Source organism: Xanthomonas axonopodis, from assembly GCF_001304695.1.
GTDB classification, from domain to species: domain Bacteria; phylum Pseudomonadota; class Gammaproteobacteria; order Xanthomonadales; family Xanthomonadaceae; genus Xanthomonas; species Xanthomonas axonopodis.
This window is the reverse complement of record NZ_JFAQ01000113.1, coordinates 21741-34545: the sequence shown is the minus strand read 5'-3', so window position 1 is coordinate 34545 and position 12805 is coordinate 21741. Positions and strand designations below refer to the sequence as shown.

The window sequence follows — 12805 nt, the reverse complement described above, 5'->3', positions numbered from 1 at the left end:
GGGTTGGGGTGAGGGTACGGGCGAAGCCTCGCGCACCCGGCGGCGGCAGGCCAGGTCACGGCACCCGCGCGCAGACCCAGGCATCCACCCGTTGAACACCCGCCTTGCGCAAGGCCTTCGCCGCGGCGTGCAACGTCGCGCCGGTCGTCATCACGTCGTCCACCAAGGCCACATGCGCGGGCAAGGCGCCGCGGGCCTCGAACGCATCGCGCAGATTGCGCTGCCGCTCGACCGCGTCCAGTTCGGATTGCGGTGCGGTCGCGCGAACGCGTCGCAGCAACGGCAGGCACGGCAGCTGCAACGCGCGGCCCAGCGGTCTGGCCAGCTCCAGCGCCTGGTCGTAACCGCGCTGGCGCAGGCGTTGCCGGTGCAGGCTAACCGGCACCAACGCCTGCGGGCGCGGCAGCCCCACGCAGCGCCGAGCCATCAGTTCGCTGAGCAGGTGGCCTGCCGCCAGGTCCTGATGGAACTTGAACCGCCGCAGCAGCCCATCCACCGGCCAGCGATAGGTAAAACAGGCATGCACCCGCTGCAGCGGTGGTGGGTGCTGCAGGCACTGCCCGCACAGCGCCACCGCATCGGAGGCGAACAGCTGCGTGGCGCAGCACAGGCAGGCGTGGCCGTGGTCGGGCAAGGCGGCACAGCATGCGGGGCAGAGATCGCCGTCGGGCGTGCCGGCCTCCGCGCAGACCAGACACAGGCTCGGCAGCAACAGCCGCAGCACCCGCTGCGGCCACCTGTAAACCGATCGAACCTGATTGAAGTTGACAGCCTTTTCCATGCTCACCAGACTGCCTGGCTTCCAAGCCGCTGACTATCAGGAAACTCCGATGTCTGTTGTCCTCCGCCATGACTGGGATCGCAAAGAGCTGCAGGCGCTGTTCGATCTGCCGTTTCCGGAGCTGCTGCATCGCGCGGCCAGCGTGCATCGCGCGCACTTCGACCCGGCGCAAGTGCAGGTGTCCACCTTGCTCTCGGTCAAGACCGGCGGTTGCCCGGAAGACTGCGTGTACTGCCCGCAGGCGCAGCGCTACGACACCGGCGTGACCGCGCAGAAGTTGATGGAAACCGAAGAGGTCGTCGCCAAGGCGCGCCAGGCCAAGGCCGCCGGTGCCTCGCGCTTCTGCATGGGCGCCGCCTGGCGCTCGCCCAAGGAGCGCGACATCCCCAAGGTGGCCGCCATGATCCGCGAGGTGAAGGCCATGGGCCTGGAAACCTGCGCCACACTCGGCATGCTCGACGCCGGCCAGGCGCGTGCGCTCAAGGATGCCGGGCTGGACTACTACAACCACAATCTGGATACCGCGCCGGATTATTACGACTCGATCATCCATACCCGCCAGTACCAGGACCGCCTGAACACGCTGGAGCATGTGCGCGATGTCGGCCTGAAGACCTGCTGCGGCGGCATCGTCGGCATGGGCGAAACCCGCGAACACCGCATCGGCCTGCTGCTGGCGCTGGCCACGCTGCCGGCGCATCCGGATTCGGTGCCGATCAACCAGCTGGTGCAGGTGCCCGGTACTCCGCTGCATGGCACCCAGCAACTGGACCCGTTCGAGTTCGTGCGCATGATCGCCGTGGCCCGTATCGCGATGCCTAAATCGATGGTGCGCCTGTCCGCCGGCCGCGAGGCGATGAGCGACGAACTGCAGGCGCTGTGCTTCCTGGCCGGTGCCAATTCGATTTTCTACGGCGAAAAATTGCTCACCACCGGCAACCCGGACACCGAACGCGACCAGGCCCTGTTCCAGCGCCTGGGCCTGCGCCCGATGCAGATCACCGTCGATGCGGCCGAGCACGATCACCCCGGCACCGTCCATGCGGAGATCACCCGCAGCGCTGCATGCGAGCACGCTGCCTGACCTGACGCCGGGCACCGGTCGTCGGTGGCGGCTGGGCGCCCTGAGCCCGGCACGTTACGCTAACGAACCTTCCCTGCCGTTGAACGCCCCCATGGCTCGCCCCGATCTGCACGAACGGATTTCGTCGCTGCGTAAATTGCGTGTGGCCCAGGAACGGGTGCGGGTGCGGCGACAGGTGGGCCGGCGAGATGGCGCGCGGCTTGAGATCGATGGCCGTTGGCTGACCGGTTTCTGTTCCAACGACTACCTGGGTCTGTCGCAACAGTTCGAAGTGGTCGCCGCGCTGCAGGATGCCGCTGCCCGCGATGGCGCCGGCGCCACCGCCTCGCATCTGATCTGCGGTCACCACACCGCGCACGAAACGCTCGAACGCGAAATCGCCGACTGGCTGGGCTATCCGTCGGCGTTACTGTTCGGCAGCGGCTTCATCGCCAATCTGGCCGTGCAACAGGCGTTGCTCAGCGAAGAAGACGACGTCTGCGTGCAGGACCGGCTCAATCACGCCAGCCTGCTCGATGCCACGCGGCTGGCCGGCTGCCGGCTGCGGCGCTATCCGCACCTGGACGTGGAAGGCGCAATGCGCCAGCTCAAGGGCGCGCCCGAGGGCGCGGCGATGCTGGCCACCGACGGCGTTTTCAGCATGGACGGCGATGTCGCGCCGCTGCGCACCTTGAGCCTGGTGGCGCGCATGCAGCAAGCGCTGTTCTATGTGGACGACGCGCACGGTGTGGGCGTGCTCGGTCCGCAAGGGCGCGGTTGCGTGGCCGATGCCGGGTTGGGCGTGGCCGAAGTGCCGTTGCAGTTGGTCACCCTGGGCAAGGCGCTCGGTGGCTACGGCGCGGTGGTGGTGGGCGAAGAGGCGCTGGTGCGCCATCTGGCCGAAACGGCGCGTCCGTACATTTACACCACTGCATTGCCGCCGGCGCAGGTCGCGGCCACCCTGGCGGCCGTGCGCCTGGCGCGTCGCGACGATTGGCGGCGTACGCGTCTGGTCGAATTGATCGGTGCGTTCCGCGATGGCGCGCGCAAGCACGGCTTTGAACTGATGGCCTCCGACACGCCGATCCAGCCGTTGTTATGTGGCGAGGAAGCAACCGTGATGGCAATGTCGGCTGCACTGGAAAACGCAGGTTTCATGGTTGGCGCCATTCGTCCGCCCACCGTGCCCAAAGGCAAGGCGCGTTTGCGCGTGACCTTGTCTGTGTTGCATACGCCGCAGCAGGTGCAGGCACTGGTCGAGGCCGTCGTGCAGGCGCGCGATGTGGTCAGTCGGCAGCCGCTGGGTGCTTCTGCTTGAGGCAAGTGGCAGTGCGTGGCTGGCCTGCACGCAAACACGCGTGGGCCACTCAGCCACTGCAGCGATTGCACGACGCAGCTGCATGGCAGGCGACAACGGCGCGCTGACCATGCATTGCGGGATCGATGGCCTGCATTGGGCCAGCCGTGCAACCGGTGCGCGCCGGCATCCAATCGCACCCCGGCACTGACATGTCACGCGCGACACCAGGCACAGCCAACGCGGCGCAACGCCGCGTCTGGGAAGCCTTGTCGCGGCTGTACCTGGACAGCGATAGTTGCGACGACAACGACATCGCGCGCGTTCTGGCTGCCTCGCCCTTCACCCTGGAACAGTTGCGCACGATGTTGTTGTACGAGGTGCACCTGGTACTGATCGGCAATCTGCGCAGCGTGGCCGGCGTCTGGGACGGCTTTGATTCCGATTGGCTGGTTGCGGCGATCCAGGCGCGGTGCGCACGGCGCTGGCACTGGCCGGCGCGCTGGCGCTGGTGCGGTCATGCGCGTGCGCAGTGGACGTTGCTGGCCCCGAGAATCGTCGCACTGCGTGCAGCCGCCACGCATTGACACCGAGGCACTGCACAAACAGCAGATCTACATGCATCCAAGCACCGTCGCGTATTTTCACGATGCGTGCCGGCACGCCACAATCGGCGACAATACGCGCATGTATATCGATGTCATCGGCCACGGGCCTGCGCTGGTTCTCCTGCACGGTTGGGCACTGCACGGCGGCGTGTTCGCGCCGCTGGTCGAGCGCCTGGCACCGCGCCATCAATTGCATCTGGTCGACCTGCCCGGGCACGGCTTCAGTCGCGACGACAGCACACCGCTGGCATTGCCCTACGTGGTCGCCGAGATTGCAGCCGCCACGCCGCCGGCGGTATGGCTCGGCTGGTCGCTGGGCGGGCTGTTCGCGCTGCATGCGGCCGCTACCCTGCCGCAGGTACGCGGGCTGGCGATGATTGCCGCAACGCCGCGTTTCGTACGTGGCAGCGATTGGCCGAGTGCCGTCCAGCGCGAGGTCTTCGTGCAATTCGGCATCGAGTTGTCGCGCGACTACCGCGGCACGCTGGAACGTTTTCTTGCGCTGGACACACTGGGCTCGGCGCATGCACGCAGCGAACTGCGCAGCCTGCGCGAGACGCTCACCGCGCGCGGCGAACCGGCGCCGGAGGCGTTGCAGCAAGGCCTTACCCTGCTTGAACGCACCGATCTGCGCCGCGCCTTGCCGCAGCTCGCACGCCCCAGCCTGTGGATCGCCGGGCAACGCGATCGCCTGGTGCCGGCCGCCGGCATGCATGCCGCCGCCGCGCTCAGCCCGCATGCACAGGCGCTCACCATTGCCGGCGGTGGTCATGCGCCGTTTCTTGGCCATGCAGATCAGGTCAGCGAGGCACTGCAACGCTTCGTTGCGTCCGTGCCATGAGCCGATCGTCGATCATGTGACATCGCTGATCGAGGGGCACATCGCATGGATCTGGGAATCGCTGGCCGCTGGGCATTGGTCTGCGCCGCAAGCAAAGGCCTGGGTTTGGGCTGCGCACGTGCATTGGCCGGCGAAGGCGTCAATGTGGTGATCGCCGCACGCGGACGTGAGCCGCTGGAGCACGCCGCCGACGCCTTGCGCGCACTGCCCGGCGCTGGCCAGGTGCGCAGCGTGGTGGCCGATATCGCCACGCCGGAAGGACGCAGCGCCGCACTCGCGGCCTGCCCGCAGGTCGACATCCTGATCAACAACGCCGGCGGCCCGCCGCCGGGCGATTTCCGCCAGTGGGAACGCACCGACTGGTTGCGCGCGCTGGACGCCAACATGCTGGCACCGATCGAACTGATCCGCGCCACCGTCGATGACATGCGCGCACGCCGCTTCGGCCGCATCGTCAACATCACCTCCAGCGCGGTGAAGGCGCCGATCGACATCCTTGGCCTGTCCAACGCTGCCCGCGCCGGCCTCACCGGCTTCGTCGCCGGGTTGGCGCGCAGCACCGTGGCCGACAACGTCACCATCAACAACCTGTTGCCCGGGCAGTTCGCCACCGACCGCCTGCGCGGCAATTTCGCCGCCATCGCACAGCAACGGGGCAGCACCGCCCAAGAGGTCGCAGAGCGCAAGCGTGCGGGCATTCCGGCAGCGCGCTTCGGCGAACCGGACGAGTTCGGCGCGGCCTGCGCCTTTCTGTGCAGTGCGCAGGCCGGCTACGTCACCGGACAGAATCTGTTGATCGATGGCGGCAGCTATCCCGGCACGTTCTAGCGCGGCGCCTTGCGGGCCCGATCGATTCCCTCCGCCCCTGCCAGGGGCGACAATAGCGTTGCCATGACCAGTACTTTCGACACCCGCCACGTCCGGCGCGCGTTTGCGCGTGCCGCCAGCACCTATACCGCCGCCGCCGCACTTCAACGCGAAGCGGAAGCCCGCCTGCTCGAATCGCTCGACTACCTGGGCGAGCAGGTGCCCAAGGTGGTGCTGGATGTCGGCGCCGGCCCCGGCCATGCGAGCGCTGCAATCAAGAAGCGCTGGCCCAAGGCGCAGGTGATCGCGCTGGATCAGGCCATGCCGATGCTGCGCCAGGCGCGCAAGGCCGCTGGCTGGTGGAAGCCGTTCACGCAGGTGTGCGCCGATGCGCGCGCGCTGCCCGTTGCCGACGGCAGCGTGGATGTGATCTTCAGCAATCTGTGCCTGCAGTGGGTGGAAGACCTGCCGGCCGTGTTCGCCGGCTTTCGACGTGCGCTGCGCCCGGGTGGATTGCTGCTGTGCTCCACCTTCGGCGCGGAAACGCTGATCGAATTGCGCGATGCCTTTGCGCAGACCGACCCGGCGCCGCACGTCAGCCGCTTTCCGCCGATCGCCCAATTCGGCGACGCCCTGCTGATGTCCAGGTTCCGCGACCCGGTGCTGGACCGCGACCTGTTCACCCTGACCTACAGCGACCTGCCTGCGCTCATGCGCGAGCTGCGTGCGATGGGCGCGACCAATGCGCTCAGCAACCGCCGCGCCACCTTGACCGGACGCGGTCGCTTCGCGGCCGCCAGTGCTGCCTACGAACCGCTGCGGCGGCGCGACGGCACCCTGCCCAGCTCCTGGGAAGTGATCTACGCCCATGCCTGGGCACCGGCGCCGGGTGCGCCCATCCGCGAACACGGGCGTGACGTTGCCAGCGTGCCGGTCAGCGCCATCCCGATCCGCCGCCGCATCGACTGAGCGGCGGTACAGAACGCCGGCCATCGCGCATCCACTGCCGGCGAGATACGCAGTTATTGCGCCCTGCGCATGCTCACCCGTCAGGCTCGGCGGTGACACTTGCTAGAATTCTGAAGTGACCGGCCGCACTTCCTTCGTTGCGGCTCATCTAGTTCGATGGTGGCTACCGACACGGCGCAGTAGTGCGCGTGCGCTTGTTGGAAGCCGCTCTTACGTTTGCGGCTCCCCGCCCCCCAATCGGCCTCCCCCATGTTGAAGTGGCTCCTCATCGCGCTGTTCATCGCATCGGCGCTCTACATCCATTACCGCGGTCGCGTGCGGCACCGGCTCAGCCGGCAGTTGCTGGACCATTCCACCTTCATGGCCCCGATCAACACACTGATGTACCTGTGTTCGCGCGTGCCGACCACCCCGTTCATCGACCCGGGCAAGGAATTTCCAGAGCTGGCGCCGCTGCGCGCCAGCTGGCCACTGATCCGCGACGAAGCGGTGGCGTTGCAGCAGATGCAGAAGATCCGCGCTGCCGAAGGCTATACCGACATCGGCTTCAATTCGTTCTTCCGGCGTGGCTGGAAGCGTTTCTATCTGAAGTGGTACGGCACCGCGCACCCGTCTGCAGTCGAATTGTGCCCGCAGACCACCGCCTTGCTGAAGTCCATTCCCACGGTGAAGGCAGCGATGTTCGCCGAACTGCCGCCGGGCAGCGAACTGCGCCCGCACCGCGACCCGTTCGCCGGTTCCATGCGACTGCACCTGGGCCTGGCGACACCGAACGACGACCGTTGCTTCATCGACGTCGACGGCCAGCGCCACAGCTGGCGCGATGGCGAGTGGACCATGTTCGACGAGACCTACATCCACTACGCGCGCAACGACACCGAGCAGGACCGCATCATTCTGTTCTGCGATATCGAACGCCCGATGCGCTGGCGCTGGGCAGCGGCGGTGAACCGCTTCGTCGGCCGCAGCCTGCTCTCGGCCGGCGCCTCGCCCAATCAGGAAGGCGACAAGACCGGCGGCATCAACCGCGTGTTCCGCTATTTCTACGCCGCCCGCCTCAAGGCCAAGGCGCTGAAGGAACGCAACAACCCGCTGTACCAGGCGCTCAAGTGGAGCATCTTCATCCTGGTGGTGGTCGGGATCGTGTCGCTGTAACCCTCGCCCGCCCGTGTAGGAGCACACCCGGGCGCGACCGGCATCGCCGGTAACGCTTCATCGCGCCCGGGTGCGCTCCTACGATGCATTCTAGCCCATGCCGGTCGACGCACTCAGCGCGATACCTGCGCAATCCATTCCTGCAGGTTGTAGTAGTTGGTCACGCGAGTGATCTTGTCGCCCCGCACGTCGAAGAACGCACCGCCCACCAGCACATAGGTCTGCCCGGTGGCCTCCGGCAGGCCTTCGTCGGTGGTGTGATAGACGCCATGCACCACGTACTCGGCACCGACCCGGGTGCCATCGTCGTTGGCGACGACGACCACATCGCGCAATTGCTCGCGGTAACTGTCGTTCATGCGCTGCAGGAACGCGGCAAATTCGTTGCGGCCGATTTCGCGCGGACCTTGATTGAGGTCGTGGGCAACGTCGTCGGCCAGAAACGCCAACATGCCGTCCCAGTCGCCACGGTTGAATGCCGCGTAATAGGCCTGGACCAGGCCGATGGCGTGTTGCCGATGGGTCTCGCTCATGCTCTCGAACCTGCCGCTGGGAAAGCCGCATCATAGGCCTGCGATCACGGCCCTTGCACCACCAGATCGCGATGAAAGTAATACACCTCCTGCAACAGGAAGCGCCAGCTGGTGTGGAAGCTGCGAAACCGCGTGCTCGGCGTGGACGAGGCCAGCGCATCGATACCCAGTTCCTGGCTCAACCGCAGCGCGCGCGCCATGTGCAGTGGGTCGCTGACGATGATCGCCCGATGCAGGCCGTGCCGCTCCATCAGCGTGCGCGCCTGTTCCAGGTTCTGCCGGGTGGTGCGCGAGGTGGTTTCGATCACGATGGCATCCGGCGGAATGCCGTGGCGCAGCGCGTAGCGTCTGGCCACCTGCGATTCGGCAAAGCGCGCACCGTTGCCGAAGCCGCCGGTGAACAACAGCCATGGCGCATAGCCTTGCGCGTACAGATCCAGCGCATGCCGGATGCGTTCTTCAAACACCGGCGAAGGGCGCGCATCGTAGGCGGCCGCACCGAGCACGATGATCACATCGGCCGGTGCGGCCTGATCGCGGTCGCCGATCCACACGATCCAGCCTGCCACCGCCACCAGCCAGATCAGCGCCAGCATGCACAACCGCCAGCCCCAGCCCCACAGGCCGCGGCGTGAGCGCCTGCTCACGCCGCGGCCCAAGGCAAGGCATCCAGATCGAGATTGCCGCCGGACAGGATCAGCCCTACCCGGCGCCCGGCAAACCGTGCCGGCTGGGCCAGCACCGCGGCCAGGGCGATCGCCGAAGATGGCTCGACCACTTGCTTGAGCAACTGCCAGACCAGCCGTATTATGGCCCGCACCACCGCACCACCGCACCACCGCACCACCGCGGCATCGTCCACCGTGATCACCTGCGCACCGGCGTGCTGCAGCACTGCGAGGTTGGGCGCGCCCAAGGTGCCGCGCAGGCCATCGCAAATGATGTCCGGCACGAAATCGACCAGCCGCTGCCCGGCCGCCAGCGAACGCGCGGTATCGGCTGCGCCGGCCGGCTCTGCTAACACCAGCTCGCGGTCCGGCGAGGACTGCAGCGCCAGTGCGGCGCCGGCCGCCGGCCCACCACCGCCGACCGGCGCCACCAGCACATCCAGCCCGCCGCTTTGGTGCAGCAGCTCCAGCGTGGCGCTGCTGCCGGCCTGCACCTCGGCGCATAGCTGTTGTTCCCGGGCCGCGATGGTCGGCGCGCAACGCCACAACGTGGCGCCGTGCCGGGAGATATTGGCCAGCTTGGCCGCCACCGCACCTTCGGGCACCACCACATGGCAGCCGATGCCGCGCGTGCGTGCGGCAAGCGCCAGCGCCGCGCCGTGGTTGCCGGAGGAATGCTTGACCACACCGCGCGCAGCCAGCTCATCCGGCAGCGACCACACGGCATTGCAGGCACCGCGGAACTTGAATGCGCCACTGCGCTGCAAATGCTCGGCCTTGAAGAACAACTGCGCACTGCTGAGCGCGTCCAGGCTGTGCGATGTCAGCAACGGTGTCGGCGTGCAATGCGGCGCAATCCGCGCAGCGGCCTGCAGGACGTCGGAATGGGCAAGGGGGACCGTCTCGATCATGCCTGCAAGATTAACGTATCGCCTCCTCTTCACGGGCCGCACCCACTGACGCCGCGCATGCTGGATCGATGACAAAGCGCCGCAATGCCGCACAATTAAGGACCGATTCAATGCATCGGCTCGACAGTGGCACCATGGTTGCAGGAGGGCACCATTCATGAAATTCCGTCTGATCTTCGCCGCCGGGCTGTTGGCCCTGAGCGGCTGCGCAACCTACGACTACACCGGCGGTGGGTCGGGCGGCTATTACCGTGGTGCGCCTGCCGTGCAGTATCGCTATCCGCCCGGCTACTCTCCGTACTTCTACGGCAACCCGTACGGTCTGCCGTATGGCTATGGCGCCGGGTCGATCGGCCTGTACAACTACCCGGTGTATCCGGTCTATCGCGATGGTGGCGGCTATTACTATTGGCAGTACGATCGCCGTCTGCAGTACCGCCCGCCGCGCCCGAACGGCTCGTTCAACAACGGGCAGCGTCCCGGCGGCTCGCGGCCGCAACAACCCAATCGTCCGCCGGCAACCGGCGCACCGCCGTCGCGGCCGCCACCTCGTATCGGCGCACCGCCGCGTGTCATTCGCGAGATCCAGCGGCAAACCGCACCGCGCAACACACGCGAACAGATTCCTTAAGACGCTGACTGCGACCTGGCCCACACTTGGCGATATTGGGGGCTTGCGTTCAGCTGACGATTGGTCGCAAGCTAGGTGTTCTGTGTGACCCGCGAGGTCATTTTTTGACAGGGCCAGCCCCATTGAACGACTTATGTCGATGTCCGACAGGGAAATCTGGATCCCCCCCTGTTCCGGCCCTGTCGGATATCGGCGCCTACAAGACAGAAAGCCCCGGCATGCCGGGGCTTTCTTTTTTGTTCGATGTCGCCGAGCGGGCGCTGCAACGGAGGGGTGCGTGCGCCACTGGCAGAAATCATAAAAAATTAAGGGTCGGCAGTCCCCCGACTACCGACCCTTACGCTACCCCATCGCACGCGCGGCTGGCCCCTGTTCCAATTCCAGCCTTTGCGCCCATGTCGCAATGCCACGACGAGTGCAGTAGGGATATCCGCACGAAACATGCCAACTTGAGGGACACTTGCATAAAATGTGATTTAAATCACACTTTATATCGAAGAAGTGACCTAGCCCGGCCCTTCAGCCGATACTTCCGCGGCCGTTTCCCTTTCCGCTCCTGGTCCACGCCCATGTCCGACTCCTTCTATCGCTACGCCGTCATCGTGATCGGAGGCGGTCACGCCGGCACCGAAGCCGCGCTGGCGTCTGCACGCGCAGGGGCGCGCACCTTGTTGCTCACCCACAACATCGAGACGGTGGGCGCGATGAGCTGTAACCCGGCCATCGGCGGGATCGGCAAGGGCCACCTGGTCAAGGAGATCGACGCACTCGGCGGGGCGATGGCACGCGCAGCAGATCTGGCCGGCATCCAGTGGCGCACGCTCAACGCCTCCAAGGGGCCGGCAGTGCGTGCCACGCGCTGCCAGGCCGACCGCAACCTGTATCGCACTGCGATCCGCTGCATCGTCGAGGCCCAGCCCAACCTGACCGTCTTCCAGGCGGCCGTGGACGATCTGATCATTCATCACGGCACCAGCGAAGCCGACAGCGTGCGCGGTGTCATCACCCAGACCGGGCTGCGTTTCCAGGCGCCTTCGGTGGTGCTGACGGCCGGTACCTTCCTGGCGGGCAAGATCCATGTGGGCGAAACCCAGTACGCGGCCGGACGCATGGGCGATCCGCCGGCCACCACGCTGGCCGCGCGCCTGCGCGAGCGCCCGTTCGCGATCGACCGGCTCAAGACCGGCACTCCGCCGCGGATCGACGGGCGCACGCTCGATTACGGCGTAATGGCCGAGCAGCCCGGCGACGACCCGTTGCCGGTGATGTCGTTCATGGGCCAGGTCAGCGACCATCCGCGCCAGGTCAGCTGCTGGATCACCCAGACCACCGAGCAAACCCACGACATCATCCGCAGCGCGCTGCATCGCTCACCGCTGTATTCGGGGCAGATCGAAGGCATCGGCCCGCGCTACTGCCCGTCGATCGAAGACAAGGTGGTGCGTTTTGCCGAAAAGACCAGCCACCAGATCTTCGTCGAGCCCGAAGGCCTGGAAGTGGCCGAGATCTATCCCAACGGCATTTCCACCTCGCTGCCGTTCGATGTGCAGCTGGCACTGGTGCGCTCGATCCACGGCTTTGCGAACGCGCACATCACCCGCCCCGGCTACGCCATCGAGTACGACTTCTTCGACCCGCGCGGGCTCAAGGCTTCGCTGGAGACCAAGGCGGTGGCCGGGCTGTTCTTCGCCGGGCAGATCAACGGCACCACCGGTTACGAAGAGGCGGCCGCCCAGGGTCTGCTGGCCGGGCTCAACGCAGCGCGCCACGTGCAGGGGCTGCCGGCCTGGTCGCCACGCCGCGACGAGGCCTACCTGGGCGTGCTGGTGGACGACCTGATCACCCACGGCACCACCGAGCCGTACCGCATGTTCACCAGCCGTGCCGAATACCGGTTGCAGCTGCGCGAGGACAATGCCGATGCGCGCCTGACCGGCGTCGGGCGTGCGATGGGCCTGGTGGACGACGCGCGTTGGGCGCGCTTTTCGGCCAAGCAGGAAGCAGTGCAACGCGAAACGACGCGGTTGTCTGCACTGTGGGCCACACCGGGCAATGCGCTGGGCCGCGAGGTGGCCGACGCGCTGGGCGTGACAGTCAGCCGCGAAACCAACGTGCTCGACCTGATCAAGCGCCCGGAACTCACCTACGCCACCTTGATGCGGGTGCCGACCCTGGGCCCGGGCGTGAACGATGCGCAGGTGGCCGAGCAGGTCGAGATCAGCGTCAAATACGCCGGCTACCTGGACCGCCAGCGCGACGACATCGCGCGCCAGCAACGCCACGAAAGCACGCCGATCCCGGACGGTTTCGATTACGCCAGCGTCCGGGGGCTGTCGATCGAAGTGCAGCAGAAACTCGAACGCGTGCGCCCCCAGCATATCGGCCAGGCACAACGTATTCCCGGTATGACCCCGGCGGCGATCTCGCTGCTGCTGGTGCATCTGGAGCGCGCACGCCGCAGCCAGCAGCCAGGTGGCGTGATCGACGCGACGATCACTGCCCGTTGTCAGCGATCGTTGGGGCATCCATCCCGCTGAAGAC

At 66.7% G+C, this 12805-nt stretch carries 12 protein-coding genes and 1 pseudogene; 9 read left to right on the top strand and 4 right to left on the bottom strand.

The annotated features are described in order from the left end of the window. Positions 1-55: 55 nt before the first annotated feature. Entirely contained in the window at positions 56-781 is a 726-nt protein-coding gene (locus XAXN_RS11365) for a ComF family protein (RefSeq protein WP_174515489.1), read from the bottom strand. Between the two features lie 49 nt (positions 782-830). Here XAXN_RS11365 and bioB point away from each other — a divergent pair, with 49 nt between their 5' ends. From bioB to lpxO, 7 genes are all read left to right on the top strand, one after another. Continuing rightward, entirely contained in the window at positions 831-1865 is a 1035-nt protein-coding gene (bioB, locus tag XAXN_RS11360) for a biotin synthase BioB (RefSeq protein ID WP_054319629.1), read from the top strand. Beyond that, positions 1789-3162: an 8-amino-7-oxononanoate synthase gene (bioF, locus tag XAXN_RS11355; protein ID WP_174515490.1), complete on the top strand. Its 1374-nt coding sequence runs from the start codon at positions 1789-1791 to the stop codon at positions 3160-3162. Before bioB ends, bioF begins: the two co-directional genes overlap by 77 nt. Before the next feature lie 191 nt (positions 3163-3353). Beyond that, entirely contained in the window at positions 3354-3728 is a 375-nt protein-coding gene (locus XAXN_RS11350) for a DUF7079 family protein (RefSeq protein ID WP_054319627.1), read from the top strand. Positions 3729-3828: 100 nt separating this feature from the next. Then, a complete protein-coding gene (gene bioH / locus XAXN_RS11345; RefSeq protein ID WP_042824515.1) occupies positions 3829-4590 on the top strand; it encodes a pimeloyl-ACP methyl ester esterase BioH in 762 nt (253 codons plus the stop codon). 45 nt (positions 4591-4635) lie between these two features. Further along, complete coding sequence (locus tag XAXN_RS11340; protein ID WP_054319626.1) at positions 4636-5418, top strand: SDR family oxidoreductase; 783 nt, start codon at positions 4636-4638, stop codon at positions 5416-5418. 63 nt (positions 5419-5481) lie between these two features. Beyond that, positions 5482-6366 carry a malonyl-ACP O-methyltransferase BioC gene (gene bioC, locus XAXN_RS11335; RefSeq protein ID WP_054319625.1) on the top strand — a complete coding sequence of 295 codons (885 nt, stop codon included), beginning with the start codon at positions 5482-5484 and terminating at the stop codon, positions 6364-6366. A 249-nt stretch (positions 6367-6615) separates the two neighbouring features. Beyond that, positions 6616-7521: a lipid A hydroxylase LpxO gene (lpxO, locus tag XAXN_RS11330; RefSeq protein ID WP_054319624.1), complete on the top strand. Its 906-nt coding sequence runs from the start codon at positions 6616-6618 to the stop codon at positions 7519-7521. 113 nt (positions 7522-7634) lie between these two features. Here lpxO and XAXN_RS11325 read toward each other — a convergent pair whose 3' ends face one another. The 3 genes from XAXN_RS11325 to XAXN_RS11315 are packed head-to-tail and all read right to left on the bottom strand — an operon-like array spanning position 7635 to position 9633. After that, entirely contained in the window at positions 7635-8054 is a 420-nt protein-coding gene (locus XAXN_RS11325; protein WP_054319623.1) for a ketosteroid isomerase-related protein, read from the bottom strand. A gap of 44 nt (positions 8055-8098) precedes the next feature. After that, entirely contained in the window at positions 8099-8713 is a 615-nt protein-coding gene (locus XAXN_RS11320; protein WP_054319622.1) for a YdcF family protein, read from the bottom strand. Next, on the bottom strand, positions 8698-9633 hold the full coding sequence (locus tag XAXN_RS11315; RefSeq protein ID WP_054319621.1) for a pyridoxal-phosphate dependent enzyme: 936 nt from the start codon (positions 9631-9633) through the stop codon (positions 8698-8700). The genes XAXN_RS11320 and XAXN_RS11315 overlap by 16 nt, the downstream gene beginning before the upstream one ends. Before the next feature lie 157 nt (positions 9634-9790). Between XAXN_RS11315 and XAXN_RS11310 the strand changes: the two genes are divergently transcribed. Beyond that, entirely contained in the window at positions 9791-10264 is a 474-nt protein-coding gene (locus XAXN_RS11310) for a hypothetical protein (protein WP_054319620.1), read from the top strand. Positions 10265-10833: 569 nt separating this feature from the next. After that, positions 10834-12729 (top strand): annotated as a pseudogene (gene mnmG / locus XAXN_RS11305) (tRNA uridine-5-carboxymethylaminomethyl(34) synthesis enzyme MnmG); the annotation flags it as partial. Positions 12730-12805 lie beyond the last annotated feature (76 nt).

Excerpts from the sequence above, each read along its gene's own strand:
- bioF (WP_174515490.1), top strand. The coding sequence starts at position 1,789 with ATGCGGCCGAGCACGATCACCCCGGCACCGTCCATGCGGAGATCACCC.
- bioH (WP_042824515.1), top strand. The coding sequence starts at position 3,829 with ATGTATATCGATGTCATCGGCCACGGGCCTGCGCTGGTTCTCCTGCAC.
- XAXN_RS11325 (WP_054319623.1), bottom strand. The coding sequence starts at position 8,054 with ATGAGCGAGACCCATCGGCAACACGCCATCGGCCTGGTCCAGGCCTAT.
- XAXN_RS11350 (WP_054319627.1), top strand. The coding sequence starts at position 3,354 with ATGTCACGCGCGACACCAGGCACAGCCAACGCGGCGCAACGCCGCGTC.
- XAXN_RS11310 (WP_054319620.1), top strand. The coding sequence starts at position 9,791 with ATGAAATTCCGTCTGATCTTCGCCGCCGGGCTGTTGGCCCTGAGCGGC.
- bioC (WP_054319625.1), top strand. The coding sequence starts at position 5,482 with ATGACCAGTACTTTCGACACCCGCCACGTCCGGCGCGCGTTTGCGCGT.
- bioB (WP_054319629.1), top strand. The coding sequence starts at position 831 with ATGTCTGTTGTCCTCCGCCATGACTGGGATCGCAAAGAGCTGCAGGCG.
- XAXN_RS11365 (WP_174515489.1), bottom strand. The coding sequence starts at position 781 with ATGGAAAAGGCTGTCAACTTCAATCAGGTTCGATCGGTTTACAGGTGG.
- XAXN_RS11340 (WP_054319626.1), top strand. The coding sequence starts at position 4,636 with ATGGATCTGGGAATCGCTGGCCGCTGGGCATTGGTCTGCGCCGCAAGC.
- lpxO (WP_054319624.1), top strand. The coding sequence starts at position 6,616 with ATGTTGAAGTGGCTCCTCATCGCGCTGTTCATCGCATCGGCGCTCTAC.
- XAXN_RS11315 (WP_054319621.1), bottom strand. The coding sequence starts at position 9,633 with ATGATCGAGACGGTCCCCCTTGCCCATTCCGACGTCCTGCAGGCCGCT.